Consider the following 25,721-nt stretch of genomic DNA (forward strand, 5'->3'; position numbering starts at 1 on the left):
ATAACCTTCAGCTCCAGACTTTTCAAAACCATAGCATTCCAGGCTAACCGATATTGGGTCGGAAATTTGACGAATTAATAGTCGGACATCTCAATTCCGAAATTGGAGTTCCTTGAGTTGCTTTGTGACCACAGGAATGATCGAAAAGTAAGGCCACTGCCACTACGGTCTCAACCGACATTGATAAAGATTTAGTCTTTTCGAGGGCTGCTCAATAGCCAGATGCTAATGCCAGCCACAGTGATCAGTGTACCCACTGCAATGGCGAGATTTACGTTGCGCTGGGTGCGTCTTGCTTTTGTTAGGTAGGAAGAGCCAAGCCCTTTTTCTTCTATGAAGCTTTCAATTTTCTTGAGCCTGCTTTCAATTTCTTCCTTTGCTTTCGCTGCTATGTCCATGATTTTATGGTTTAGATTATATTATTACAACAGCTAGCGGTAGGGAATAGTTTAGATTCAGATAATTCCCGTACCTATTACCTCAGTTTGTGTTACCACGAATTAACGCCCAAATCTGGTTATCGGGTTATCATTCCGTGAAATGCAAAGGGGCCTGCTTTGTTCTGTTACAGCACCGCTTGCCGAGCTTTCCAGGGGTAGTATGTGACGACATAAATCGGTGCAAAGGGTGTCCGCTTAAACAAGAAATACATTCAGCTACTCTCTCCTCAGGCCGTCAACAGGGTTGGCTCTGGCTGACCGCAGCGATTGTGCTCCCACAGTTAGAAGACCGAGCGCAAGCACCAACACTCCGGGTAGCACAAAATAGAACCAATGGATGGACATCTGGTAGGCAAACTTGGAGGTCCATTCTACGATAATGTAGTTCGCCAGCGGCACTGAGATCACAAAAGCGATGAGGATCAGCTTAACGTAGTCTTTCGAAAACAGCAACACTATCGTGGCGGAGCTGGCCCCCAGCACTTTTCTTATGCTGATTTCTTTGGCTTTGCGGCTGGCAGTGAAAGCCGACAAACCGATAAGCCCCAGAATTGACACAATAATGCAGATGTAGGACAACGTTGAAATGAGTTTTAGTTGAATTTGGTCGGCCCGGTATTGTTTGGCAAACTCCTGATCCAGAAAAGTGTATTCAAAAGGATGATTGGGGTCAAAACCGGTCCAAATCTCTTCAATATCGGCAATTGTTGCCTTAATGTCTTCTCCTTTGATGCGTATATGAATGCGCCCACCGTTGCTCTCGTCCAGCACAATGAATAGTGGCTCAATTTGGTTATGCAGAGACTCGAAATTAAAATCCTTGACCACGCCTATCACTTGACCCAACTCCTCGCCGTGAAAATACTTCACCTTCTTGCCCACAGCATTGTCTCCCCAGCCTAACTCTCTGGCGCCGGTTTCGTTGACGATGAACTTCATAACGTACTCTGCCTCAGAGTCTGGATTAAAATCACGTCCGTCAACTAGTTCTATACCCATGGTTTCAAGGTAATCGGGCCCGGACCATATCATGGTCATGCTTTGCTGTGCCATGGCTGTGTCCCGTTCTACCCACACCACCTGACCGCCAAAGCCCATTCCCGGCGTGCCATAGGAGGTCGCCGCACTAATGATATTGGGGTTTTTTCTAAGCTCAGTTCTAATGGCATCCATGTGGTTGGCCGTAACAGTGTCTTTGACCTCTATCACTACCACGTTTTCTTTCTTGAACCCGAGCTCCTTGTTTTGCATAAACTCAATTTGCTTGTCCATGAGCACTGTGCAAATGATAACAAACAGTGACACCACAAATTGAAATATGATGAGTCCTTTTCTCAATAAGGTGCCTGATTTGTCGCCAGTGAAGGTGCCTTTGAGGGCTTGCACCACCGGCACAGAGGGGATGTAGAGAGCGGGGTAGACTCCCGAAATCAGACCTACTAGCAGCGTGATGCTAAACATTCCGAAGGTGAGGAATGGGTTGGTGAAGAAGTTGAGAGAGAGGTTTTTGTCAATCCAGGAGTTGAAAGGTGTGAGTTCCAACACCACATATGATATCACAATCGCAATCAGCATGGCAATGAAGGCAATCAGGATGGCCTCCAGCATCACATTGCGGAAAAGCTCCGCCTTTGAAAACCCCAGCACTTTACGAATACCCATTTCACCCGTCCTCACCACGGAACGAGCGGTAGCCATGTTCATGTAGTTAATACAGGCCAAAATGATGATGAAAATGCCTACTATGGCGAAGGTGTAAACATAGTTGATGTTGCCTACCGGCTCATCGCCAGCAAAGTCGGAATTGAAATGGATGTCGGCAAGGGGTTGTAATTTTGGTGTAACAGTTCCGTTGATGCGTTTGGCAAAAAGGCCAAAAGTCTTGTCAAATATAGCCGGGAATTTGTCGTAGAAAGTGTTGGGATCATAGTCGAGGGGCATGAGGAGGTAAGTGTACCCGTTAGGGTTCCAGAACCCTTCCGATTTTCGGGTAGCATCGCCTTCTTCAATCCAATTTCGTGGAGCAATATGAGATAAGAGGATCTCGTACTTTAGGTGGGAGTTGTCGGGAAGGTCAGAAATAACAGCTGTAACTTTGCGTGTGTCCCCTTCCGGGAAAATCAGCAGCTTGCCAACAGCCTCTTCCTCTCCAAAATACTTTTGAGCAATGCTCCTTGTGATGACGACCTTGCCAGGGCCTTCCAGGCACGATTTTGGGTCACCTTCAAAAAAAGTGTGATCAAACAAGGAGAACATATTGCTGTCGGCCCTCCAAATCTTATCCTCGTAGAATTGCTTATGCACCCCATCTTGCTCCTTGTACTCTACCATCGACTCGCTGTATCCCAGAAACCGCACATATTCCAGCACTTCGGGGAGATCGGCTTTAAGGATAGGTGCCAGCTCCCTGGCTGTATTGGCTGTATTAAAATCGGCACCATCAGCCTTCAGGTGGTTGGTGAAGCGATAAATTTGCTTGTGTTTGGCAAAGTGCTGGTCGTAAGTGAGCTCTCCCTGGAGGAAGAGCAGGAGAATGATGCCCACAGTGATACCCAGTGCCAGGCCCATAATGTTGAGCACGGAGTAAACGCTGTCTTTTAGAAATAACCTGAGGGCAAAGATGAGGTGGTTGCGAAGCATGAGCTAGTATTTTGAGTTGTTAAACCAAAAATAACGAATGCTGGCATTCCACGACTGAAGCTTGCAGCAAGAGGTAGGCGGGGTGCAGGAACAGGTCATATACCCAACCTTTCCAGCAACTGAGCACGGAAGTTTCGGCTCACCTTTAGCTGGGAACTATCAGTTAATTCTATTTCGTATTCATTGTTTTCCTGCTTGTGGAGGGCCTTGACAAACGCATGGTTTACAATGTATGACTTGTGTATTCTTGTAAAACTACTGTCAGGCAGGCGGTCCTCCATCTTTTTCATGGTTTCCCTTAGCAGGAAGAAGCGATCTGCCACATGGATTTTTACATAGTAGTCAAATGCTTCCACATACCGGATGTCGGGAAGTTCCAGTAAATGAATGCTGCCGTCTACCTTGATCACCAGCCTTTCCTGCTCGCCATCATTTTGTACAAGTGACGACGTCCCTTTCAGGCTGGCCTTAGTTTGATCGATCAGGTTTTTAACTGCTCCGTTTTCTAATCCCTGGGCCTTTATTTTGGCCTTCGCCCGTTGAAGTGCCTGTTCGAATCGTTCGTCGCTGAAGGGTTTAAGCAGGTAATCCACTGCATTGACCTCAAATGCTTTCAGCGCAAATTGATCGTGAGCCGTGATGAAAACGACTTGAGGCCAGGGCTTTGGAAGGCTAGCCAGTACTTCAAACCCATTCACGCCCGGCATCTGTACATCCAGAAAGATCAGGTCGGGTTTCAGTGCCCTGATCTGGTCGATGGCTTCCACACCGTTGACGCAGAGTCCGATAAGCTCCACCTCTTCATAGTCTTCCAGCAGCACAGCCAATCCTCTGCGGGCTGTTTCCTCATCGTCTATTACCAGGCACTTAATCTTCATATCGACCGAAAAGGTAAAGTAATTCTGAAAGCAATGCCAGCGCCAGTGCTCATGCTTTGGAACCGAAAGTCAGTGCCATAGTGCCTGCGAAGCCGGTGGATGACATTGGGCAAACCTACGCCTTCCGATCCGCTGGCAGTATCGAACCTTCGCATTTGTTCGGTTGTGTTGAAGACGGTGAGGATCAGAGCGCCGTTCTCCTTTGCTCCGGTAATGCTGATTTTTTGCTGTTGCAGGCTGTCTTTCACTCCATGTTTAAAGGCGTTTTCAACCAGCGGTTGTAATATCATTTGTGGCACACTTGCCGGGAGCAAATCTTCCTTGAAATCTTGTGTTACTTCTACCTGGTCACCGAACCTCACCCTTTCAATCATCAGGTACTTGTTCAGTAGCTCAATTTCCTCGGAAAGAGGCACCGTTTTTTCTCGTTTCCTCGACAGCACCGACCTCAGAAGATCATTGAGGGAGGCTATCATGGCCACAGCCAGTTTGTTCTCTTTGAGCCTCACCTTCATGGCAATGCTGTTCATAGCATTGAAAAGAAAGTGTGGGTTGAGCTCTGTTCGCAACACGCTTAGGTCGGACGCTGCCAGCTCTTTTTGAATAGCTTCCGATTTTTGCTTTTCAACGGCTAGTCGCTCTCTGGTTTGTAGGTACAAAAACACGAAGATATAACCCCAATACCAGAGCATGCCGTCAAACAAATAGGGCCACGATTGCCGGATATAGCTGCCTGGCTGATAAAAATTATAATGCTCGGGCAGTTTAAAAAAGCGTTCCAATAAAATGATGACCAACCCTGTTAGGAAAAAATGCAGCATCCCAAAGCCTGCGCTTATTGTCAAATGTTGTTTAATGAAAGCCCGCCGCCCAGTTGTTTCCAGTGATTTGAAGAAATAAAGTGCTAAGGGGCTTAGTATCCAAAGGGAAAGGAAGTAGCCGCCAGGCCAAAAAAGGATATTGTCGGCGATTAACCCAGCAGTCCACGCCTCCCTGGCCCAGGCAAAGCAAAAAAGCCCTGACAGCACCAGAGTGTTGTAGGGAGCGAATTGCTTGCTGGAAAATGAATCGCCTGGTGTCATTGGTTGAATACGAGGAATACCAAGCCTCCAAATTAGTCAATTGTTGGGTTTCGGAACTAACTAGTCTTGAAAGCCCCGGTAGTCGCTTTAAACTACAACCGTCCGAGGGTTTCTCATGAGACTTCCTTTAAAAGCCTTTATCCTGCTCACAATCCAAGTATTTCAATTCCTCGGCCCATAAACCGGCAACGCCGCTCCAGCCTCCAAAGCACCTAAATCCGGTGCTTTTCCGGTGAATCCGTCTGTGACGTTGGGAATGGCTACACCAGCATCTATCGCCTTACTGCCTTTTCTCAGGGACAAGTTAACCCCTTCCACTGCGTAGATATGCCCTCTTTTGTCAGGTACAGGCACATTTTCAAAAGCGTCGAAGTCGAGCTCCGTGCTGTGTAGTTCGAACCCTGTCAGTTTGCCCAACTCTTTCAACGACGAAGCTTCCACCCACGTAAGTTCTTTCTCATCCGCCTGGTTTTGAGCGCTGGCGGTAGGGTAGCGAAGCCGGTAAGGTTTTTCGGAATTGCCTTTTTTCCTGTATCCATTGTAGTCCATGGTCGAGTAGGTAGTAAGGGTTGTCGCACTTAGTGCCTGGCGGCTGTCGGAAGATCCCATGAAAATATTGTTGCGAAAATGGCCATTGGAAAAGACACTGATGGCGGCCTCGGTAATGAAGGTGTTGTTGTAAGTATAAATACCAGCCGGGCGGATCATGTATTTCAGGGCAGTGCCGGGCGTATTGTAACAGATATTGCGAATAAAGTACACCGGACCACCAAATACCGGTTGAGCACTCAGAGAGGCGTGGTAGGAATTAAAGCCCCGGTTTTCAAACACCCTGATATTGTGCACGCCGCCGTCGGCTTCAATAAAGTCGTCGGCCATGTTGAAGATATCGTTTCTGTAAAAGTCGATTGACGCACACTTGGGCTTGCCTTCTTCAGGCAGTCCATGCGTATCAACGCTGATACCATCGTGGAAAAACGAAATGCTGTTGTGGCACACCACATGCCCCTGACCATAAACCTTGATGGCCACGTAGGACGTGAGAGGAGCTGGCTCTTCGAAGCCGTACCAGCCAATGAGGGTGTCGGGCTCGTGTCTGCCGATAAGCGTGTTGTCGGCAATGTAAAAGTCTTTAGAATCAGCGCTGTGCGTCATCACGGCCATGCCAATGTCTTCCATTTTACAGCGCTTCACGGTCAGTCCGCTGGCACCCATGACCCGTTTTAGTCCTGCATAAAAGGCTACCTCGGTATTCCTGATGGTCAGTCCTTCGAAGTAATGGTAGTCGGCGGCCATCACATCGAACAGGCGGTAGGCACCATCGCCATCAAAAATCACTTCCCCATCACCGGCTGCCTTAATAGTGATGGGTTTTTCAGGTGTGCCTTTTTGTGTCAGCACGTAAGCACCATGAAAATCAAGCGCTAGTTCATGGGCGTACTTTCTTCTGTCGCCTTTGTAAAGGCCAGCGTGAACCAAAATAACATCTCCTGGCTGCACCCTTGGTTCGGGTACCATCCACCAGTCGCCCTGGTTGCCTTCGCCATAGTAGGCAGCATTCAGACCAGTAAAAGCAGTACTTTCCTTAGGGCCATCGTAACCCATCGGATAAACATGGTAGGTTTGCCCGCCAGCATAAGGTTGAGGTTCAGGCCTGGTGTCAAACGTTACCACTTTCTCCGCTATGCCCGACACCCCATCGGGGTCGGTGAGAGTGAACCGTCCCTCGTAGCTGGTGCCTGGCTCCAGGTTAAAAATGCTGCCCGCAAACATGTCGGGCACGGTGTAAACCCATCGTTGGTCGTGCCCGTACACTTTCTCATCGCCAATTCTCAGCAACGGATGGCCTTGTTTCCATTGAGTGTCTCCCTTTTTTCGGTACTCCACGGCCACGGTGGCATTCCTGTTGTCGTCGCCAAAAATTTTCCATTCGAAGCCAGCGCACAACAGGGTAGAGGGTTCGACGATAAACTCGTCTGCCATGGTTTTGTCAGCTACCGAGGCAGGTTGCCAATTAATAAAAAGGAAAGAGGTGAGGAGTGTAATCAGGACGATGGTTTTCATGGCAAAGAAGTTACAGCGATAAAGGGTGAATAGAAAACCAAATAGTAGGAACAGCGCCTAACCAGTGTTTGTCGGTTGTGTTTCAAAAGTATTGATAGCTTTGGCTTCGGTCAGGGCAGGGAAAAAACGATCATCCAACCGCCCGGCTTGTCTCGGTTACCGGTTACGGCAATTGCCAGATGCTGCTTGCCATTTGCTTCGTATACCGCCGGACTGGCGTACCCATTGCCTGGCAAGTCTGCCGTCCAAACCTCATCACCTGTCTCTTTGTCAAACGCCCGGATCTTCTGGTCACCGGTAGCTGCTATAAATACCAGTCCACCAGCTGTTACCACTGGCCCACCATAATTCTCAATACCCGTCGGGGGATCGCCTGGCTGTTGGAGTTCGGGAATATTGCCCAGCGGCACCCGCCAGGCATACTCTCCTGTATTCAGATTGATGGCGTTCAATGTACCCCAGGGTGGCTTGATGGCTGGACGTCCTTCCTTGTCTCTAAAATACCCATAAGCCGTCAGATTGAGGTACACCATGCCTGTGTCAGACTCATTCTGGGATTTTTGAGAAATCTTGTCCCTGTTGATCTCCAGCAGGTAAGAAAGAATTTCTTCCTCATTGCCTGTCGCCACCTGTCCAAAGGCAGGCATTTTACCTTTGCCATTTTTCACTCTGTTAAGTATCTCGTCTTTGCTTAGCCGCTTCCCCACGTCTACTAGGGATGGAATAGAGGGATCGGTTGCCTGTTTGTTAGCACCGTGACAAGAGGCGCAGTAAGTATTGTAAAAAGAACGCCCCACATTGTACATGCTTTGGTCTCTGGGGCTCTTCCACGCCACTCCCCGGCTTACTTTGGCAATTTCGGGTGACTCGTTGGCATTCAGGTAGAGCAGGCCTGTTTGCTGATCCCAGGCGGCACCACCCCATTCCGAACCACCACGGCTGCCGGGGGTCAACAACGTGCCGCTCGTATCGGGCGGTGTATAAATTCCTTCATACCGGAAGCTGCGGAAGGCATCCAGCACCTGCTGCTGTGAGTCAGAGGAAAAATCAGCCAAGTCCTGTTCTGTTAGGTATTGCCCTGCATAAGGAGCAGGCATTGTAGGGAAGGGCTGAGTAGGCCAGGCTTGTTCTCCAGGAATATTGCTAGCAGGTACGGGTCGCTCTTCCACGGGGAAGATAGGCTCGCCGGTTTCCCTGTTCAGCACAAACAGAAACCCTGTTTTGGTAGTTTGTGCAACTGCGTCTATTTGTCGCCCATCCTTTGTTACAGTGATCAGGTTGGGAGGGGCTGGGAGGTCGTAGTCCCACAGGTCGTGGTGGGTGGTTTGAAAGTGCCATACTAGCTTGCCCGTGCCAGCTTCCAAAGCGACCAGGCTATTGCCAAACAGATTCATGCCCTTTCGATCCGCCCCATAATAGTCGTAGGTGGGCGAGCCAAGCGGCACGTAAACAATGCCTCTCTTCTCATCGAGACTCATTCCACCCCAATTGTTGGCACCGCCTACCTTCTTCCATGCGTCCGGTGGCCAGGTGTCATACCCGACTTCTCCCGGCCAGGGGATGGTGTGAAAAGTCCATTCCAGCTTCCCCGTGCGCACGTCGTAAGCTCGGATGTAACCCGGAGCGGCGCCATAGGATTCGGAGACCTCTGAGCCCAGGATGATAAGATTATTGTAAATGATACCCGGTGAAGTGGGTACCACCCAGGCTTCCTCTCCGGAGAAGTTCTCAATATTCAGATTTACTTTTCCGTTGTCGCCGAAGTCGGAAATCTGCTCTCCGGTTGTTGCGTCCAAAGCGAAGAGATGATTCCCGGCGGTGAACATAATCCGTCGCTCTGTCCCACTTTGCCAGTAGCTCACGCCTCTTTTGATAGCACCCCCTTTACCATCAAAAGGGTCGAATGACCAGATGATTTTGCCGGAAGCCGCATCAAGCGCATACACCACATGTCTGGCAGACGTGAGGTACATAACTCCATCAATAATGATTGGGTTACACTCGTACTTGACGGCCCTCGCACCGTCAGGGGCGTCATTTGGTTCAAAAACCCACGCAACTTCAAGGGTAGCTACGTTTTCTTTGGTGATTTGATTGAGGCTGGAATAGCTGCTGCTGGTGGCGTCGCCTTTGTACACCGACCAACTATCTCTCGTTGCAGTTCCGTTTTGGCATGATGGAAGACAGAACAGGGCAGGAAAAAGAGACGCAATTGAAAAAGCTTTCCAAAAACTAACTCTGATAATATTTTTCATAAAGGGATGTTGTAGGTAATGCAAGCGCTGCCGGAGGGAAGATAGACAGAATTCGCAATTATTGGAACCCGTATTTGATAAGCAGGTGACCGTTGAGTTACATCTCATTGTGTTAAAAAGACGCACCAAGGCTTTGACATAGACCAGACATTCTTTAGCTTAGCTTGACTCCGGCATTGTCTATTGAGCCATTCCCGGATTCCATCAGTATCTTCTTAAACGGACGCTGATGAATTAAACGCTATTAATTCCTCTGATATACTATGAACACCCGAAGAGATTTTCTTAAAAAGACCGGAGCAGGGGCTGCCGGTTTGGGCCTTGCTGCCACTTTGCCATTCGACCTTTTCGCAGAGGCACCAGCAAAAAAGCTGTTCTTCGATATTTCCCTGGCGCAGTTTTCCCTGGCGGGCTCTTTCTTTAGCCAGAAGCTGACCAACATCGAGTTTCCGGCGCTGGCCAAAAACACCTACGGCATCTCCAATATCGAATATGTGTCTACTTTTTGGAACGGGAAGGGCGGAGACAAGGAGTATGTGAAGGAACTAAAAGCCCGCACCGACGACCTGGGTGTGCGCAATGTGCTGATTATGGTGGATGCAGAAGGAGAACTAGGTCATCCCGATGCCGCCACCCGAAAGCAGGCTGTTGAGAACCACTACAAATGGGTGGAAGCTGCCAAAGAGCTTGGCTGTCATGCAATCAGGGTGAACCTCGACGGGCCCGGCACCGATGAGGAAATTGCCAAAGCCGGCGTGGATGGCTACGGCAGCCTCGTGGAGTACGGACAGCAAGCCGGCATTAATGTCATCATTGAAAACCATTTTGGCCCCTCGACCGATGCCAAATGGCTGGTGGAAGTAATGAAGCAGGTCAATAACCCTTATGCAGGGCTACTGCCTGATTTCGGTAACTTCGTCCGTAGGGAGCGCATGGAAGAAATGACGATTGAAGCATTCAAAAACGCCAAAGTCATAGCCACTTTTGATAAGTATGAAAGTGTGAAAGCCATGATGCCCTATGCCAAAGGCGTAAGTGCCAAAACGCACGGATTTGATGCCAAGGGTAACGATACAGAAACGGACTTCGTTAAAATGCTCACCATCATCAAAGACTCCGGTTTCAAAGGGTTTATGGGCATAGAAGCCGAGGGCGCTGCCATGAAAATGTTTGGCGTAGAAGGCAACTACCCGACCGAAGAGGAAGGTATCAAGTTGACGAAGAATTTGCTGGAGAAAGTGGGAGGGAAGGTGTCTTAGCCTTCAGAAATCATCAGTACCTCCGTACGCTTTGAGGATTGTTGTCAGTTGCGCATTATGTAACTGTCAGACTCCAGTCGAGAGGAATATGACCGTAATTGTCCAATAGCATATAGACTATGCCCAACATGAAAATTCCAATATACATATCAATGATATGTCCGCCATCATATATCTCGGAGAAGCTCTTTGACTTTCGGTAAAAAATTAGCCAGCGAAACCCCGAGCCGACGATAGGAAACACAAAAAGGAACATAGGAAAGAAAATGGCTGCAAAAACGAGATCGTCGTCTAACAAATCCACAATGGTGCAGGCGAAAACGATAATTAAGTAAATAATTAGACCGACTGAAGTGTCCTTGAGGCTGCTTAAAGCAGTCTTTCTATTTTCAGAAAAGGTGATGCCATTCCTTTTTGAATAAAGTGTTCGTGATACAAAGCCTAGACGTGGAATAAAATACGCTAGACTGAAAATTAGAAGTATGAGAAACAAGCTAACCATTCCTCTAATGTCACCAATTTCTTCATAGAATAGAACTGAAAATGATGGTTTCTCAGTAGTCGCTCACCCTCGCCTTTCTAAAATCAAACACAAAATTATACCCCTCCACTGGCACCACCACCCGATAATACCTGTAGGTGCCATTTTTAGGGAAATAGACCTTGCCTCTTAACGCTGATGTGTCGGGTAGATCCATAGGTTGCATAATCTCCTGATCGAGGTAGTGCAGGTCTTCTCTTGTATAGTAGTTTCTTTCTTGCGAAGAGCGGATGACTGCATCCGTTGTCATCAGTGTGGTGGCCGTGAGGACATCCCTGGTTTGCGATTTGCTCCAGTCCTTTTGGGTATAAAACTCTTTCTTTGAATCTCTCACGTCGCTTGCAACATCAGCCACCATCATGCCTACTGAGAGGACACCGAAGATGATGGCCAATGTTTGCTGCTGCTTGATCTGTGTTTCATAATGGTCTTCCACCACGTTCTTGGTCAGCGATTTTCTCAGATAGCCAGGCACCTGGCTGTAGGGGAATGATACCTGATGGACATTGTCGGCCTCACCGGTAAGCTCAGGAAAAGGGCTGCTCCCAGCGTAGTAGTGAAATAGCTTAGGATCAACTTTGAGCGGCATGCCACTCTTGTTGACTATTTCAAGGTCAAAGATGACCAACCTGTTTTCCGTTTCCACATGCTCAAGCACCGCTGTGATGCTGTCGGCTTCCAGCACCATATAGTATGGATCCTGGTAAGCTTTGGAAAAATTGATGGGTACAAGGCGCTGACCAAAGGCGGTTGAGCCAACCAGCAACAATAGGAGGGTAGTATAAGTCTTCATGGCGCAGGGTTTTGAAATAATGAAGCAAGTATTGTGCCTTTTTTCACCGAATACTTTTGGGATCAGGTGAGGTGATGCCACCAGCTAAGGCTGTGGGCACCACCGTCGTGCCCACAGCCTTAGCTGGTGGCACGAGAGAGTTTGCTCTTTACTTTGGAAATCCTCTTTGCTACTTTTAGCATTAACTATTGCGCACACTCTTCTAAAAAACCTCAATGAAAAAACACCTACTCCGCTCCATAGTCCTTTTATCGATACTCACGCTATACTTGCCCGCTACGGCACAGCAGAGTGTCACCCACCAGAATGTGTTCGACACCATTCCATTCATCATGGAGCATCACAAGCGGAGGCTGGAGAAGTTTGCAAAAGAACCAATGAGCACAGGCAAAATACTCTTTCTGGGCAACAGCATCACAGAGGGCGGGCCCTGGGCCGAACTGCTTGGTGATCCAACGGTCGTTAACCGGGGTATCGGTGGCGACTTCAGCTATGGCATCCTCAACAGGCTTGATGAGATCATTCAGCGCAAGCCATCGAAGCTGTTTCTGCTGATCGGCGTCAATGATATCGGTAACGACATCCCCGATGCTGTCATCGCCAACAATGTCAGGAAGATAGTTACAAGGCTAAAAGCGGAAACCCCTGCCACAGAGATTTATATCCAAAGCATTTTGCCAGTCAACCCGGAGTACCCGAGGTTTCCTCAGCACTACGACAAGCAGTACCATGTGCTGATGACCAATCAACTGCTTTATAAAGTGGCGCTCGACACCAAAGTGACCTTCGTGAACCTGTTTCCGCTGTTCCTTGACGACCGCCAGCGGCTGGATGCCAATCTCACAAAAGACGGCCTGCACCTCAACCGACGGGGCTATGATATTTGGGTGAAGCATTTGAAGGAGATGGGGTATTTACCTCACCCCTAGAAATCCGAAGGATTTCTTCCCCTCTCCTGCCAGGAGAGGGGGAAAGTCACTCCGTGACTTGGGGTGAGGTATCAATAAACCTCCACCTCCGCCAACACCGGGCAAGCCTTGCTCTCTGTAATATTCACCCGAATAGCTTCAGCCGCTACCGGGCCATCCAGCTTCAATATCCTCTTGTAGCCGATAGTAGTGCCTTGCGCCACTTGCTTCCAGGCACCATCCACCTTCGCTTCCACGGTAAATGCTTTTACTCTTTGTCCCAGCTTGATGAATTCTTTCAAAGTCACATAACTAACGGCCGTCGATGGAGGCAAGGCAATATCGACACTGCCGGTGGTCACCTCATCGTCGGTTGCCCAGTAGGTGTCAGCTTTTCCATCGGTGAGGTTTGCTGCGCCATAGGCATCAGCTTCTCCTCTCACTGTTGACGCTGAAGCTTTGGCATTTAATGCCAGATTGGTACTAAAGGCCTCTTCCAGGAGTTTCTTCCAGCCTTGCAGAGCAGCCACATCATTTTCATGAACCAACCCCCGGCGATCGGGTGGGATATTGAGCAATAAATTGGAGCCTCGGCCCACTGATGTCAAATAAATCTCAAACAGCTTTTCAGGTGTTTTTACCAGGCTGTCTTCTTTGGCATGATAAAACCAACCCGGCCGACTGCTGACGTCTACTTCGGCTGGAATCCATTGTTGCCCTTCAGCGTGGCCCGTATTCAACAAGTCTGTAATGCCAGCTTGCCCAGCGTATAAAGTATCGTTGCTGATGGTGTTCCAGTTGGTGTCTCCTGCGAGTCCTCTTTCGTTGCCCACCCACCGGATACTCGGCCCTGCATCGCTAAAGAAAAGCACCTTCGGCTCCATCTTTCTCACCATTTCAATCGTAGTTGGCCAATCGTAGTAGGTCTTTCCATCTATCCGGCGCTTTTCGTTGGCTCCACCGTAGTATCCATCGCCGCCATTGGCTCCGTCAAACCACATTTCGAAGATGGGCCCGTAGTTGGTGAAGATTTCTTGCAGTTGATTCCTGTAGTAAGTCACATAGTCTGGTCGTCCATATTCAGGATGATTCCTGTCCCACGGGGAGAGATAGATGCCAAATAGCAGTCCTTCCTTTCTGCATGCTTCTGAAAGTTCTTTCACTAAATCCCCATTACCATTTTTATAAGGACTATTTTTGATGGAATGTTCAGTATAGATACTGGGCCAAAGACAAAAGCCGTCGTGATGCTTGGCAGTTAATATAACCGCCTTTAGCCCCGCATCTTTGATCACTTTTACCCATTGGCTAACATCCAGCCCTGTTGGGTTAAATATGCTTTCCGGCTCATCGCCGAATCCCCATTCCTTATCAGTAAAAGTATTCGTTGTAAAATGAATAAAGGCATATTGCTCCAGTTCATGCCACTTGAGTTGCTCTTCACTGGGCACAGGGAAAACAGGCATCGGCGGCACAACTGGTTTGGTTTCGCAGGCAGCCAAAATGATGACGAAGAAGACTGAGGTTTTGAGAAAGGAGGATCGGGTCATAAGTCAAATTGTTGAATGTCGAAATATAAGGACTTATGCACTAACAGCAGGTGGGTTTTCGGCAATTCTGTGCTGCCAACCTTTGAACCAGCGGAACTATAGAATTGGAATCAATAACCTCCTGGCGCAACAATTTGCCGCCGGAGCCGTTAATAATTGTATTAATACATTAAAAATTATAACTTTTTGTAGTTTATACGATTATCTAAGATTGTGTAGCGCAACAAGTTCAACCATCAATTAAACCAGCAAATCATGAATTCTACCAAATTAGTTTTTGGATTAATTATCATTCTTTTCGCCAGTTGCAAAAGCAATAGTTACTACGGCGCCATTACTTACAACGAGGACAAGTTTACAGGTACCAAAGAAGAAATGGCCAACTACCTGGTTGAAGTGCAGAACAAAACCCAGTTTATAAAAAATGCCTCAGTATTCGCCGGAAAGGATTCCAAGTTGAGAACCACCTACCTGGCAGCCAACGACGTGGCCTCCCTTATGGGCGATGTGTTGTTCGACCTGAGTATTGTGTCGACCAAGTCGGGGATGAAACTACCCAGGGCCCTGGACAGTGATGCCGATCGAGACTATCAGTTTATCGAAAAGCAAGCAGGAACGGACAAATTTGACCTCTACTACATCAACGAATCGCTCAGGTACCTAACCGACCTTGAGAAAATGATGAAAGCCTATGCTTCTGACGGCAAAGAGGAGCAGGGCAGGTCGTTCAGTAGCAAGCATTTGACAGAGGTGAATACCTCCATTACAAAGCTTGAAAAGGCCCGTGACGAAGTAAATGCCAACGCACCAGCCACAAGCAAATAACCTTTAAGGTTTCTCCGAGAAATATTCTTTTCTCCGAAGGCGTTTATGTGAAATCATGGCAAACATTTTGTGTATGATGATTTCATTAAACCTCTTAATAGAAAATGAAAATCAATTGGTATGACTTGTTGTTATGCCGTAACTTTTGAGCAAAATTAAACAACTGACAAATCATGTTACAACACGTAAACAGGTGGATGAAAACAGGTACCCTAAATGGCCTACTTGTGTTATTAATTGTATTGGGAGCCTCTTCCTGCAAAAGCAAGAAGAAAATGAGGGAAGTATCCAATAAAGAGCCTATGGAAAAGGTGGAGAAGGATATTTCTTATGACAATGCGAACAAAGAAATGGAAAACGATGCCAACAAGGCAAAGACTGCCCCTCCGGCTACGCTATCATCTAAATTGTCTGGATACTTCGCCGCTATTTCTTCTGCGCCAACGGTCGCTTCGGCCAACAGCAGTATCAACGAAGCCCTGATGCTGTTTGCATCTCCTGGCGTCCCTGTTTTTATCATCATTTATGAGTCGCCTTCAGGAGAGGTCGATTATGATGAGCCTACCACAGCAGAGAAGTACCTCAACTATTTGAAAGACCAAAAAAAGAACTTGAACAACATAAGGGACATGAAGACTAATGCTTCAGGAAAAATCACAGAACTTGAGCTGATAAAAAGGTAGAGGTACGATAACCATCCAAAAAAGAAATAACCATGCATAAGATATTCAAATATACGTTCTCAGTAATGCTTGTTGCGACGATGGGCACAGCGATGGCCCAAACCGCCGACATCAGCCCCCGCAGAAAGCAGGCGATCGACTCACTGGCACTTGAAAAAGTGAAAGACCTGAGCAAGTACATCAGTATTATTGGTGATAAAAAGACAGCCTATTCAGAGGCAGTTAGGGTGATGGACAGGGCAGAAGAACTATTTGCCCCTGACAGTGAAATGGGCGTGTCTTCCCTTAGCTCCACCGACATCAATTACTACAAAGTAAGAAAGTACTTCGAACGCTTGATGGCACTCAACTACGACAAGGTGTCCATTAAATGGTACGATATTCACTATATCAGTGACCTGGAGCGCCAGCCTGACGGTCGATATGTGGGTGTAATCACGATCTACCAGCGCTTTGAGGGTACTTCGGACGATGGGATGACCTACAAGGACACCACCAAAAAGGACATCACCATTTATGTAGAAAGAAAGAAAACCCAAATATCTGGTCGCACCATTGAGTTTTGGGATGTGATGCTTGGCGATATCCGGGTAACCGAAACTTCTGCATGATAAGGATGAAGCGGCTGTTTTATGCGCTTCTTCTTTCGTTCTCCATTTCGTCAGCCGGGCAGGTCAGCGCTCAGGTGATTGACGAAATGGGGGACGAAAGTAAGCTGTATGCCTCTACGAAGCTGGTAAATCAGTTTTTTCGCCGCTTTAATGGCGAGGAAGATGAAAAAGGCGAGCGGTACTACGAAGGCAACAAAAACTTCCATGACCCGGCCATTCGAAGGAGGTACATAGGGATTCTTTTCGACAATCAAAATACGATGATTCCGGCCTCCTTGAAAAAGGAGTTTGCCCAGGAGATGACTGATAAGTCCGGGCAGAATTTTCTCGATTTTCATTCAGGCAATTGGATGGCTGAGGTGAATGCACTTTTTACTTATCAGGGAAAGGAGCAACCAGTCACGCTGTTTATGAAGCTTCAACCTCAGCGCCTGGGTTACGAATGGGTAATTGAAGAGGTCTACTTTGAGCCCTTCAAAAAATACTTCCACAAAGACACCACAGCTGCAAAGAAGTTTCTACACCCAATGAGCCATGAGCTTGACTTCATGAACTTGCGCAAGGCTTTCCAGGAAAGTGAAAACCCAGAGTCGTATACACCAGATGAATTTGCACCGAGCTATCTCACGCTTTTTCTTTACGAGATGAAAAGAGGAACTTTGAAGTTCAAAACGGTCAGAGAGGTGAAGTTTCATTTCTTTCAGCTCAACAACTGGTATTTTGAGGTGTCTCAATTCAATCGGTCAGGTTACAACTCAGGCTGGCTGATTTCCAATATTGTAAAAACCTCTGAGGAGAATAAAAAAGCGATCAAGAACTATTTGTATGGGAAGAACTAGCCTTCGGTATGCCATTGTATTTTTATTAGCTGGGGCTTTCTCTATTACCGGAGTTTTTTCTCAAGCAGTCAACCTTAACGAAGACGACCTCAAAATCTACGAGCAAAAGAGCAAAGACCTGGTGTCTTTTCTTCAGTTCATGCTCAACACTGTCGGCGATCAGAAAACTTCCGCCAGAGACAAGGAGGTAATTATTTCTGAAAGTTACTTGAAGGTATTCAGAGACGGGAAAGTACAAATTGAAGACGATCTGCTTACAGACAGGCAGGTAGTCATCAACAAAGACGTGCAGGCCTACTTCAAAGACGTTGACTTCTTTTTCAAGCATGTTTCCCTCGAATTTGAGATACTGAAAGTAGAGCCACTCAAAAGAGACAATGGTCAATGGTATTTCAAGGTAGAAACCAATCGATTGATAAAAGGAACTGGGATTGAAGGCGATGCTGTGTCCAATACCCGAAAGAGGTTTATTGAAATTAATCTCGATGCTCAGAAAGACGACTTGAAAATCGCCAGCATTTACACCACCAAAATAAGCCGTGAAAAGGCGCTCAGAGCCTGGTGGAACACGCTTTCATTTGAGTGGATGGCGCTGCTGCAGCAAACAGCAGGCATCATACCTGCCGACAGTGTCAGCAATGCCCAGTTGGAGACGATTGCAAGAATTGACAGTCTCGATATTTCAGACAACCGATACCTGGCAGACATCAACCCGCTGGAAATGCTGCCTGACCTGGTGTACCTGAAAATGAGCAACACCCGGATCACAGACCTTAGTCCGGTGAGGAGCTTGTCGAATCTTCAGCACCTTGACATTTCGAACACGAAGGTGGAGGACATCACCTTTTTGAAGTACTCAGAAAAACTAAACATGTTGGATGCTTCTTTGACGCCTGTGTATGACTTAAGTGAGCTGGCTGGTCTGTCTGACCTACGTGTTTTGCTGCTGAAAGGGGTTCCCGCAGCTGACTTTAGCATCATTGGCTTGCTTAGTGAGCTCCGCTGGCTTGATGTTTCTCAAACAAGTCTGGCTACTGCCGAGCCCATCATTAAACTTACCAGGTTGGAAGAACTGAATATTTCTTCTACCGCCATTACTTCGCTGGAAGGAATGGAAAAACTCAGCAAACTGAGTGTGCTACAGGCCAACGGTACTTTTATTTCAAACCTCAGTCCGCTATCGGGTTTGGGCGGCCTCAGAGACCTAATGGTCAACGACTGCCCCGTTTCATCCCTGGATGCGCTTTTGGGAATAGCTTCTCTGGAAAAGGTGTATTGCGACAACACCTCTGTCTCGGACAAGCAGGCCGACGACTTCATGAGTAAAAAGAAAAAGACGCTGGTGGTGATGAACAGTCGGCAATTGGATGCCTGGTGGACAGGGCTAACCGGCGAGTGGCGCCTGGCACTGATGTCGCTAATGCAAGTGCCAAAAGGACAAAAGCCTACCAAGGAGCAGCTGGTAAAGCTGGTCAATATGGATTCATTGGTGCTGGTAAACAAGATGCTGTCCAACCTGCTGCCATTGGAGCGATTCAAAAAGCTTACCTACCTTGACATCAGTAAAAATCCTGTTGACGAGCTCATTTCTCTCTCGAGGTTGGGCGACATCAAAGTGCTGAAGGCCAATGATACGCCGATAGAAAACATTGCAGGGCTAAAAGGTATTGTTACCCTTGAAAAGATCGAACTGATCAACACCAAGGTGTACGATTTGGAGGTGCTGCAAGGCTTGCCTCGCCTTCAATACCTAAACCTGGACGACACCTTTGTTTCCAGGGGTTCAGTGGTCAACTTCATACGTACACACCCTGAGGCGGTGGTGATTTTTCAAACAAAAGAAGTAATGGCCTGGTGGGAGGCCTTATCAGTAGATTGGCAAACGGTGCTCCGGCAAAATCAAAAGTTAAGCCCAAGCCCCACAAGCATGGAGTTGCATCGATTGATTGCGCAAACCAGTATTGACGCCGCAGGTTCGTCTGTTAAATCGCTGGCACCTTTGTATGCCTTCCTGGACATAAAGGCACTTAATTTAAGCAGCATTGGTCTGTCATCCCTCACGGAGCTATCGAGGCTCGACAACCTCGAAGCGCTTAACGTCTCCAAAAACCCTGTTTCCAGTCTTCTACCCATTCAGGGCCTTATTCATCTTACAAAACTGGACGTGAGCAATACCGCTGTTGCAGACCTGCGGGAAATTGAATATTTCAGGGAGCTGGAGTCGCTCAATTGCGCTGGTACCCAACTGAAAAACCTTAAGGGCATTGAAAGGTTTGGCAGATTGAAAGAAATTGATTTTTCTAATACGAAAGTGGGGAGGTTAGACCGTTTAGTAGACATAAAGGGTTTGCAGTCGCTTACCTGCTTTAATACGAAGGTGTCGGCAAGGGAAATTGAGGACTTCAAGTCTCAGCAGCCTGATTGTAAGGTAACCTTTTATTGAATCAACTTCGGAACTGGCTTCCGTTGTTAACCTATATTATTTAGCTATGGGATCTAATCGAACGAGAAAGCTGGTTTACGGCTTGCTCACTTTGTCATTTATAATGTTTGCATCTCCATTCTTTGTCTGGTGGGGAGTGAAGGCGGGATTGTTCGGAGCCATTCCTGACTCGACGGAAATTCAAAGCATAAGAAACAACCAGGCGTCTGAAATCTATTTCTCCAACGGTGACCTTCTTGGCAAATACTACCTTTACGACAGAACATCCGTTGACTACAACTACCTTCCGACTCACGTGGTCAATGCGCTGATTGCTACAGAGGATGCCCGGTTTTTCGAACACCATGGCATTGACTACAGAAGTCTTTTGCGGGTCTTTTTCAAAACCATCGTTTTGCAGGACAACAGTGCGGGTGGCGGCAGCACCATTACCCAGCAGCTAGCCAAAAACCTCTTCCCACGGCAGGATTTCGGACTTCTGAGCATCCCGGTTAACAAATTCAGGGAAATGGCCATTGCCGAACAACTGGAGGAAATCTATAGCAAGAATGAAATCATAGCGCTGTACCTCAACACTGTTCCCTTTGGTGATCATGTATTTGGTGTGGAAAGTGCTTCGAGGCGGTTCTACAATGCGTCGGTGAATGACTTAACGATAGACCAGGCTGCTGTGCTGATTGGCATGTTGAAAGGCAACTACGCTTACAACCCCCGGGTGTTTCCCGAGAGGTCGCTGAGCAGAAGGAATGTGGTCTTATCGCAGATGAATAAGTACGGCTACCTGACCGAACTGGAGCTTCATGCCTACCAGGATTTGCCAATTGAGTTGGACTACACCAAAATGACCCTGCATGAAGGCCCTGCACCGTATTTCAGAGAGCAGATGCGGATGCAATTGCTGGAATGGTGCAAAAGTCATTTCAAGGCCGACGGTTCACCCTACAATTTGTATACCGATGGCCTGAAAATATACACCACGCTGGATGCCGGTATGCAGCAAGCAGCGGAGCTTGCTATGCAAAAGCATATGGCAGCGCTGCAAACCGCCTTCGAAAAAGAGTGGGGGAGTAACGCTCCATGGCTACGGGACAAGTCGCTGTTAGAGCATGCAGTTAAGCAAACGCCAGTTTATCTGTCTCTCCAGAAAAAGGGACTGACAGAAAAGGAGATTTCCGACTCATTGCATAAGGAAAGGACGATGGAGCTTTTTGAATGGGCCGGAAACAAAGAGGTAAAGGCAAGTGTGTACGACAGCGTGCAGCATTATCTCAAATTTTTACAGGCCGGTTTCGTGGCGATGGACCCGAAAACAGGGGCTGTGAGGGCCTGGGTTGGTGGTATTAACCATCAGTACTTTGAATATGACCACGTCAACGTCAACACTAAAAGGCAAGTGGGGTCTACATTCAAGCCCTTCGTTTTTGCCAGCGCCCTGGAGAATGGAGTGAAACCGTGCGACTACTTTTCTGCGAAGCAAATTACTTACGAAAACATGGAGAACTGGGCGCCGGAAAATGCCGAAGCGGAGACCCATAACTTCTATACCATGAAAGGGGCTTTGACGCACTCCGTCAATACCGTGTCGGTGAAAGTGCTGGAAGAAACGGGAATAGCGTCAGCAGTAAAGTTGGCCAGAAACCTTAATATTTCGAGCACATTGCCGGAAGTGCCCTCACTGGCGTTAGGCACAGCAGACATTTCGACAATAGAGCTGGCCGGGGCTTATGCGGCTTTCCTCAATCATGGGATACCCGTTGCACCTCAAATGTTACTAAGAGTGGAGGATGGCGAAGGGAATGTATTGGAAGAGTTTGTTGCCGACGAGCAGCAAGCGGCCATGAGCGAAAGTACCAGCAAGATCATGCTGGACATGATGCAGGCAGTGATAAAAGATGGAACGGGCAAGCGTCTTCACTCCAGTTACAACCTCACCAATGCTTTAGCAGGCAAAACTGGCACCACACAGTCAAACCGGGATGGCTGGTTTGTGGGAATGCTGCCAAATTTGGTGACAGTCACTTGGGTTGGCGCAAATAATCCTAAAATTTATTTTAAAAGTACTATATTAGGGCAGGGAGCTTCGTCAGCTTTGCCTATATTTGCATTCTTCCTGGAAAAACTCAATAAAGACAGTCATTATAATGGCATTACCCGAGAGAGGTTCGCTGCTCCTTCGGGTGATTTATTATATTTAGTTGACTGTGAGCCGTTTAAAGAAAAGGAAGGTTTCATTAAAGGACTGCTTACCAGAAAAGAACAAGAAGTCAGGGACTTTGGTGAGGAGAAAAAGAAGGGCTTTCTTTCGAAAATAAAGAGCATTTTTAAGAAGAAGGAAAATTAGTAACCAGTGTTTATTTTAAATGATTAGCTATGAAAGGAATGATTTTACCAGAGATCAGGAGGGGATGGGTGCTTGTCCTTTTGATCGGCTTGAATGCCGGGATGGTGTTTGGAAAGCAAGGCGATGACCAAGGTAGCCTGCATGTGAAGTACAAAAAAATGGTGGAGGATGCGGAGACTTACGAAAAATACAAAGTGATCGCCACCCAACAGCTCAATAGTTTCTGGGGAGAAGTGGAGGATAGTTTAGTTAGCTATCGCAAAGAAATAGCGGATGTTAAAACTGCCATAGCTAATATCAACACAACACTGGAAGCAGTTAACGATAGTCTGGCCGTAGTCAATGAGCAACTTCAGGCCAGCGAAGAAGTTAATAGCGAGATAAGTTTTCTAGGGATGTCACTCAATAAGTCTTTTTATAACGTGGTAGTTTGGGGAATAGTAGGGGGGCTGCTGGTTTTGCTCGGCATCATGTATGTTTCATTCAAGAACAGTCATTCGATCACTAACCGGGCCAAAAGAGACCTGGTGCAGGTTACTGAGGAACTTGAGGAGCTTCGTCAACGATCCAATGAAAAGCAGGTGAAACTGAAACGTGAACTTCAAACTGCTGTCAACCAACTGGAAGAAGTCCGCAGAAAGGCCCCGGCTGGCAGATAGTTCGTTACTGTGTTATATGTGGGTGGGACTACCCTGGTCAATCCACCCACTTAGTTAGTTTCTAATACCCAAGAATCCTTTTGCGTTGTTCAAACGCACTACGGGCATCTTCGCCCCATCTACCCGTAACAAGCTCTAATTTTACTTAGTAAAATACAATATATTATAAAATTTATCGTATTTTAATTATCGTAATCACGGTGGATGCAATGAAGAGTTTTGGAAATCTTCAAAGTACCTGGTGGCGGTGGTTAATTGACCCCGTTATCAGTTTTGTTCATCTAAGAGGGATCTTTCGCCGGATCCCTCTGCTTTTTTACACCTTGATGTAAATGTTTCTTTTCTCAAGCCATTTGCCGGCAGCCCAGCAAATCATCATAAACACAACTGCGAAGGCCAGCGAGTTGATGTAGGGAGGCAACCAACTGAAAAGGCTCTCATAAACCACACGGAAAAGGCTTCTGTCTCCTATTTTGACCACATACATCGTGATGGCCAGGTATTCGGAAAGCAAATAAATAAAAAGAGGGTTCTTTCCGAAAGTCTGGAAAAAGCTGAATTTATATGGCTTAGCAGAGAACTCTGTCAGGTAGATGATAATCCCAATGATGATGAAGTCTAATCCAATAGTAAGGACGACAAAAGAGCTTGTCCAAAGTTTTTTGTTGAAGGGGAAGATGAAGTTCCACAAATAGGCGACCAACAATATGTAGGCACCATACAGCATGACCTTGGCCAGTTTTTCGTAGCTGATACCTTCCTTAACGTACAACCCCAGCAGGTAGCCGCCAATTACATTCACAATGGAAGGTAGTGTACTAAGTATTCCTTCTGGTTCAAAAGCGACACCCTCGCCGTGGTACATGTGCCCTTCGCCTAAAATCAGGAGATCCAGCGTTTGTCCTGCATTGCCCAGCATAGTGAGGTCGCCAAACCACGACATAATTGCCCAGTAGCCAAGCAAAAGCCCTCCGGATACCCAGTACAGCGCTTTGGTGGAAAAGAAATGGATCATCAACGCACCGGCGAAGTAGCAAATGGCAATCCGTTGCAGCACGCCAAGTATTCTGGTGTCTGAAAACGGTATAAACGACCATGCACCGGACGCATCCTGCCTGAAGAAAGGAAACCAGTACATGATAAAGCCCAGAAGGAAGATGACGGCGGATCGCTTCAAAAGCTTCAGAAAAACGTCTTTAAACTCCCAGTCTTGCCATTTAGGCATTACAAAGGCCAGGGCATTGCCCACTGCAAAAAGGAAGGAAGGAAAAACAAGGTCGGTGGGGGTGAACCCATGCCAGTCGGCATGGAGCAGCAAAGAGAAAGTAGAGGCGCCATCGCCAGGTGTGTTCACAATGATCATGAGACAGATCGTCATCCCACGAAAAATATCCAATGCTTCAAATCTTTTCATTTGAGGTAGGTTTAGGTATGTAGCGCTACGTGTTCAATCGCCCCAATTCTTAGTTGTTGGCGGCAACAGTGTAATATCCCATTTAATATGAGGAAGTCAAAACATAAAATCAACCTTTATGACAATCGGGGTATTGGGAGAGGTGAGGCAGTGCAAGAAAAATGTATTTAGTTGTCTTGCCTGGCAGGAACTATGTCCTCCGTTCAGGTCACAACAAGCGACCGAATTGATGGAGCGTAGCCCACCCTGGTCAATTATTGACAGCATGCATTGCACCCATTAAACGACTTTCTGTCGGCTATTGCTGGATTTTCTGACCGTTTATAATTAATTTTTAACTTATTAATAATGAAACAGTTAATAAGTTAAACCAAATTCCTGCGCTATGAAAAAACTACTTGCAATCTTGTTTTCAATGCTCTTCTTTATTGCTTCAGCAGAAGAGAAATCCCTGAAAGCCAATTTTAAGGACGGCAACCCGAATATCAAGTCGATCAATGCCATGACATTTGGCCCGGAAGGCATCCTTTTTATTGGGGACTCTAAATCGGCCTCAATTGTTGCTCTTGACACAAAAGATGCAAAAGCCACGGAGGCTCCGGCCAAAATAGAAATGAAAAATGTAGACGTGGCTATTGCGGCTGCGCTGGGAACAACAGCAGATAAAATTTCTATTCAGGACATGGCGGTGAATCCTCTATCGAATGTTCCCTATTTTGCTGTTCACAACCAGGACGGGACGCCTGTGTTACTGAAGCTTGTTGGCGATAAAATTGAGTGGGTTCCTCTCGACAAAGTTTCTTATTCTTCAAGAGGGATTGAAAACGCCTACGCCGAAGACTACAAAGACGACAGAGGCAGGGCTCAGCGGGTGTGGACAGTTTCCGACATCGAGTTCAAAAATGGAAAAGTGATGGTGACAGGGTTAAGCAATGCGGAATTCAGTTCCACTTTTCGAAGCATGGCGTTTCCTTTCGGGAAAAGCCAGGACGATGCTTCGCTGGAGATATACCACGCAGCCCATGGCCGTTTTGAGACCTATGCACCAGTGAAGACCTTCACCACGAGCACGATTAACGGCAAAGACTACCTGGTGGCTAGTTATACATGCACGCCACTAGTTCTTTTCCCAATGGATGAGCTGAAAGGTGGCAAGCACATCAAAGGCCGCACAGTGGCCGAATTTGGTGCTGGCAATACGCCGCTCGACATGATAGTGATTGACAAAGGTGGCGAGAGCTTTCTTTTGATGGCCAATAGCAATCGTTCGGTAATGAAGGTGAGGTTCTCTGACATTGCCGGATTCGAAGGCAGTCTTACAGAACCGATCAAGGAGCCTGGCAAAACTGGTGGAGTTAATTTCATAGCGCTTCCGATGGTCAATGTTGTTCAATTGGATAAATTGGGCAACAAAAGTTTTGTGATGCTAAAAAGAGAAGCCAATGGGGATCTTAACCTCATCACGGGCAATGATTTTTGGTTATAAATTCATTCAT

At 47.2% G+C, this 25,721-nt stretch carries 19 protein-coding genes; 10 read left to right on the top strand and 9 right to left on the bottom strand.

Translation table 11 applies throughout. The annotated features are described in order from the left end of the window. Nucleotides 1–191: 191 nt before the first annotated feature. The 6 genes from ACMVP2_RS24375 to ACMVP2_RS24400 form a co-directional block, all read right to left on the bottom strand. A complete protein-coding gene (locus tag ACMVP2_RS24375; RefSeq protein WP_339788330.1) occupies nucleotides 192–398 on the bottom strand; it encodes a hypothetical protein in 207 nt (68 codons plus the stop codon). Between the two features lie 258 nt (nucleotides 399–656). Continuing rightward, a complete protein-coding gene (locus tag ACMVP2_RS24380; RefSeq protein ID WP_416865492.1) occupies nucleotides 657–3,080 on the bottom strand; it encodes an FtsX-like permease family protein in 2,424 nt (807 codons plus the stop codon). A 95-nt stretch (nucleotides 3,081–3,175) separates the two neighbouring features. Continuing rightward, nucleotides 3,176–3,958 (bottom strand): LytR/AlgR family response regulator transcription factor, encoded by a 783-nt coding sequence (locus ACMVP2_RS24385; RefSeq protein WP_416865493.1) that lies wholly within the window; start codon nucleotides 3,956–3,958, stop codon nucleotides 3,176–3,178. Next, nucleotides 3,955–5,040 carry a sensor histidine kinase gene (locus ACMVP2_RS24390; RefSeq protein ID WP_416865494.1) on the bottom strand — a complete coding sequence of 362 codons (1,086 nt, stop codon included), beginning with the start codon at nucleotides 5,038–5,040 and terminating at the stop codon, nucleotides 3,955–3,957. The genes ACMVP2_RS24385 and ACMVP2_RS24390 overlap by 4 nt, the downstream gene beginning before the upstream one ends. A gap of 162 nt (nucleotides 5,041–5,202) precedes the next feature. Continuing rightward, on the bottom strand, nucleotides 5,203–7,104 hold the full coding sequence (locus ACMVP2_RS24395; protein ID WP_416865495.1) for a hypothetical protein: 1,902 nt from the start codon (nucleotides 7,102–7,104) through the stop codon (nucleotides 5,203–5,205). A gap of 110 nt (nucleotides 7,105–7,214) precedes the next feature. After that, a complete protein-coding gene (locus ACMVP2_RS24400) occupies nucleotides 7,215–9,359 on the bottom strand; it encodes a PQQ-binding-like beta-propeller repeat protein (RefSeq protein WP_416865496.1) in 2,145 nt (714 codons plus the stop codon). 263 nt (nucleotides 9,360–9,622) lie between these two features. Here ACMVP2_RS24400 and ACMVP2_RS24405 point away from each other — a divergent pair, with 263 nt between their 5' ends. Continuing rightward, on the top strand, nucleotides 9,623–10,618 hold the full coding sequence (locus tag ACMVP2_RS24405) for a sugar phosphate isomerase/epimerase family protein (protein ID WP_416865497.1): 996 nt from the start codon (nucleotides 9,623–9,625) through the stop codon (nucleotides 10,616–10,618). Between the two features lie 554 nt (nucleotides 10,619–11,172). Here ACMVP2_RS24405 and ACMVP2_RS24410 read toward each other — a convergent pair. Then, on the bottom strand, nucleotides 11,173–11,952 hold the full coding sequence (locus ACMVP2_RS24410; RefSeq protein WP_416865498.1) for a hypothetical protein: 780 nt from the start codon (nucleotides 11,950–11,952) through the stop codon (nucleotides 11,173–11,175). Nucleotides 11,953–12,167: 215 nt separating this feature from the next. Between ACMVP2_RS24410 and ACMVP2_RS24415 the strand changes: the two genes are divergently transcribed. Beyond that, nucleotides 12,168–12,881, top strand: a complete 714-nt coding sequence (locus ACMVP2_RS24415) for a GDSL-type esterase/lipase family protein (protein WP_416865499.1) — start codon at nucleotides 12,168–12,170, stop codon at nucleotides 12,879–12,881. A 71-nt stretch (nucleotides 12,882–12,952) separates the two neighbouring features. Here ACMVP2_RS24415 and ACMVP2_RS24420 read toward each other — a convergent pair whose 3' ends face one another. Next, complete coding sequence (locus tag ACMVP2_RS24420) at nucleotides 12,953–14,410, bottom strand: alpha-L-fucosidase (RefSeq protein WP_416865500.1); 1,458 nt, start codon at nucleotides 14,408–14,410, stop codon at nucleotides 12,953–12,955. Between the two features lie 255 nt (nucleotides 14,411–14,665). Here ACMVP2_RS24420 and ACMVP2_RS24425 point away from each other — a divergent pair, with 255 nt between their 5' ends. The 7 genes from ACMVP2_RS24425 (at nucleotide 14,666) to ACMVP2_RS24455 (ending at nucleotide 22,811) form a co-directional block, all read left to right on the top strand. After that, nucleotides 14,666–15,235 (top strand): hypothetical protein, encoded by a 570-nt coding sequence (locus tag ACMVP2_RS24425; protein ID WP_416865501.1) that lies wholly within the window; start codon nucleotides 14,666–14,668, stop codon nucleotides 15,233–15,235. A gap of 173 nt (nucleotides 15,236–15,408) precedes the next feature. Continuing rightward, nucleotides 15,409–15,918 (top strand): nucleoid-structuring protein H-NS, encoded by a 510-nt coding sequence (locus tag ACMVP2_RS24430; RefSeq protein ID WP_339788373.1) that lies wholly within the window; start codon nucleotides 15,409–15,411, stop codon nucleotides 15,916–15,918. A 65-nt stretch (nucleotides 15,919–15,983) separates the two neighbouring features. Next, nucleotides 15,984–16,529, top strand: a complete 546-nt coding sequence (locus ACMVP2_RS24435) for a hypothetical protein (protein WP_416868222.1) — start codon at nucleotides 15,984–15,986, stop codon at nucleotides 16,527–16,529. Continuing rightward, complete coding sequence (locus tag ACMVP2_RS24440; RefSeq protein ID WP_416865502.1) at nucleotides 16,526–17,368, top strand: hypothetical protein; 843 nt, start codon at nucleotides 16,526–16,528, stop codon at nucleotides 17,366–17,368. Before ACMVP2_RS24435 ends, ACMVP2_RS24440 begins: the two co-directional genes overlap by 4 nt. After that, nucleotides 17,355–19,811, top strand: coding sequence for a leucine-rich repeat domain-containing protein (locus ACMVP2_RS24445; protein ID WP_416865503.1), 2,457 nt, complete (start codon nucleotides 17,355–17,357; stop codon nucleotides 19,809–19,811). Before ACMVP2_RS24440 ends, ACMVP2_RS24445 begins: the two co-directional genes overlap by 14 nt. Nucleotides 19,812–19,857: 46 nt before the next feature. After that, complete coding sequence (locus ACMVP2_RS24450; RefSeq protein WP_416865504.1) at nucleotides 19,858–22,152, top strand: transglycosylase domain-containing protein; 2,295 nt, start codon at nucleotides 19,858–19,860, stop codon at nucleotides 22,150–22,152. 29 nt (nucleotides 22,153–22,181) lie between these two features. Beyond that, on the top strand, nucleotides 22,182–22,811 hold the full coding sequence (locus ACMVP2_RS24455; RefSeq protein ID WP_416865505.1) for a hypothetical protein: 630 nt from the start codon (nucleotides 22,182–22,184) through the stop codon (nucleotides 22,809–22,811). A gap of 316 nt (nucleotides 22,812–23,127) precedes the next feature. Here ACMVP2_RS24455 and ACMVP2_RS24460 read toward each other — a convergent pair whose 3' ends face one another. After that, the gene (locus ACMVP2_RS24460; protein ID WP_416865506.1) at nucleotides 23,128–24,225 is read right to left on the bottom strand and encodes an acyltransferase family protein; all 1,098 of its coding nucleotides are present in this window, start codon (nucleotides 24,223–24,225) and stop codon (nucleotides 23,128–23,130) included. A 385-nt stretch (nucleotides 24,226–24,610) separates the two neighbouring features. Between ACMVP2_RS24460 and ACMVP2_RS24465 the strand changes: the two genes are divergently transcribed. Next, a complete protein-coding gene (locus tag ACMVP2_RS24465) occupies nucleotides 24,611–25,711 on the top strand; it encodes a hypothetical protein (RefSeq protein WP_416865507.1) in 1,101 nt (366 codons plus the stop codon). Nucleotides 25,712–25,721 lie beyond the last annotated feature (10 nt).

Origin of the sequence: Imperialibacter sp., assembly GCF_048007035.1 — a bacterium.
GTDB lineage: Bacteria > Bacteroidota > Bacteroidia > Cytophagales > Cyclobacteriaceae > Imperialibacter.

Excerpts from the sequence above, each read along its gene's own strand:
- ACMVP2_RS24375 (WP_339788330.1), bottom strand. The coding sequence starts at position 398 with ATGGACATAGCAGCGAAAGCAAAGGAAGAAATTGAAAGCAGGCTCAAG.
- ACMVP2_RS24380 (WP_416865492.1), bottom strand. The coding sequence starts at position 3,080 with ATGCTTCGCAACCACCTCATCTTTGCCCTCAGGTTATTTCTAAAAGAC.
- ACMVP2_RS24385 (WP_416865493.1), bottom strand. The coding sequence starts at position 3,958 with ATGAAGATTAAGTGCCTGGTAATAGACGATGAGGAAACAGCCCGCAGA.
- ACMVP2_RS24390 (WP_416865494.1), bottom strand. The coding sequence starts at position 5,040 with ATGACACCAGGCGATTCATTTTCCAGCAAGCAATTCGCTCCCTACAAC.
- ACMVP2_RS24395 (WP_416865495.1), bottom strand. The coding sequence starts at position 7,104 with ATGAAAACCATCGTCCTGATTACACTCCTCACCTCTTTCCTTTTTATT.
- ACMVP2_RS24400 (WP_416865496.1), bottom strand. The coding sequence starts at position 9,359 with ATGAAAAATATTATCAGAGTTAGTTTTTGGAAAGCTTTTTCAATTGCG.
- ACMVP2_RS24405 (WP_416865497.1), top strand. The coding sequence starts at position 9,623 with ATGAACACCCGAAGAGATTTTCTTAAAAAGACCGGAGCAGGGGCTGCC.
- ACMVP2_RS24410 (WP_416865498.1), bottom strand. The coding sequence starts at position 11,952 with ATGAAGACTTATACTACCCTCCTATTGTTGCTGGTTGGCTCAACCGCC.
- ACMVP2_RS24415 (WP_416865499.1), top strand. The coding sequence starts at position 12,168 with ATGAAAAAACACCTACTCCGCTCCATAGTCCTTTTATCGATACTCACG.
- ACMVP2_RS24420 (WP_416865500.1), bottom strand. The coding sequence starts at position 14,410 with ATGACCCGATCCTCCTTTCTCAAAACCTCAGTCTTCTTCGTCATCATT.
- ACMVP2_RS24425 (WP_416865501.1), top strand. The coding sequence starts at position 14,666 with ATGAATTCTACCAAATTAGTTTTTGGATTAATTATCATTCTTTTCGCC.
- ACMVP2_RS24430 (WP_339788373.1), top strand. The coding sequence starts at position 15,409 with ATGTTACAACACGTAAACAGGTGGATGAAAACAGGTACCCTAAATGGC.
- ACMVP2_RS24435 (WP_416868222.1), top strand. The coding sequence starts at position 15,984 with ATGCTTGTTGCGACGATGGGCACAGCGATGGCCCAAACCGCCGACATC.
- ACMVP2_RS24440 (WP_416865502.1), top strand. The coding sequence starts at position 16,526 with ATGATAAGGATGAAGCGGCTGTTTTATGCGCTTCTTCTTTCGTTCTCC.
- ACMVP2_RS24445 (WP_416865503.1), top strand. The coding sequence starts at position 17,355 with ATGGGAAGAACTAGCCTTCGGTATGCCATTGTATTTTTATTAGCTGGG.
- ACMVP2_RS24450 (WP_416865504.1), top strand. The coding sequence starts at position 19,858 with ATGGGATCTAATCGAACGAGAAAGCTGGTTTACGGCTTGCTCACTTTG.
- ACMVP2_RS24455 (WP_416865505.1), top strand. The coding sequence starts at position 22,182 with ATGAAAGGAATGATTTTACCAGAGATCAGGAGGGGATGGGTGCTTGTC.
- ACMVP2_RS24460 (WP_416865506.1), bottom strand. The coding sequence starts at position 24,225 with ATGAAAAGATTTGAAGCATTGGATATTTTTCGTGGGATGACGATCTGT.
- ACMVP2_RS24465 (WP_416865507.1), top strand. The coding sequence starts at position 24,611 with ATGAAAAAACTACTTGCAATCTTGTTTTCAATGCTCTTCTTTATTGCT.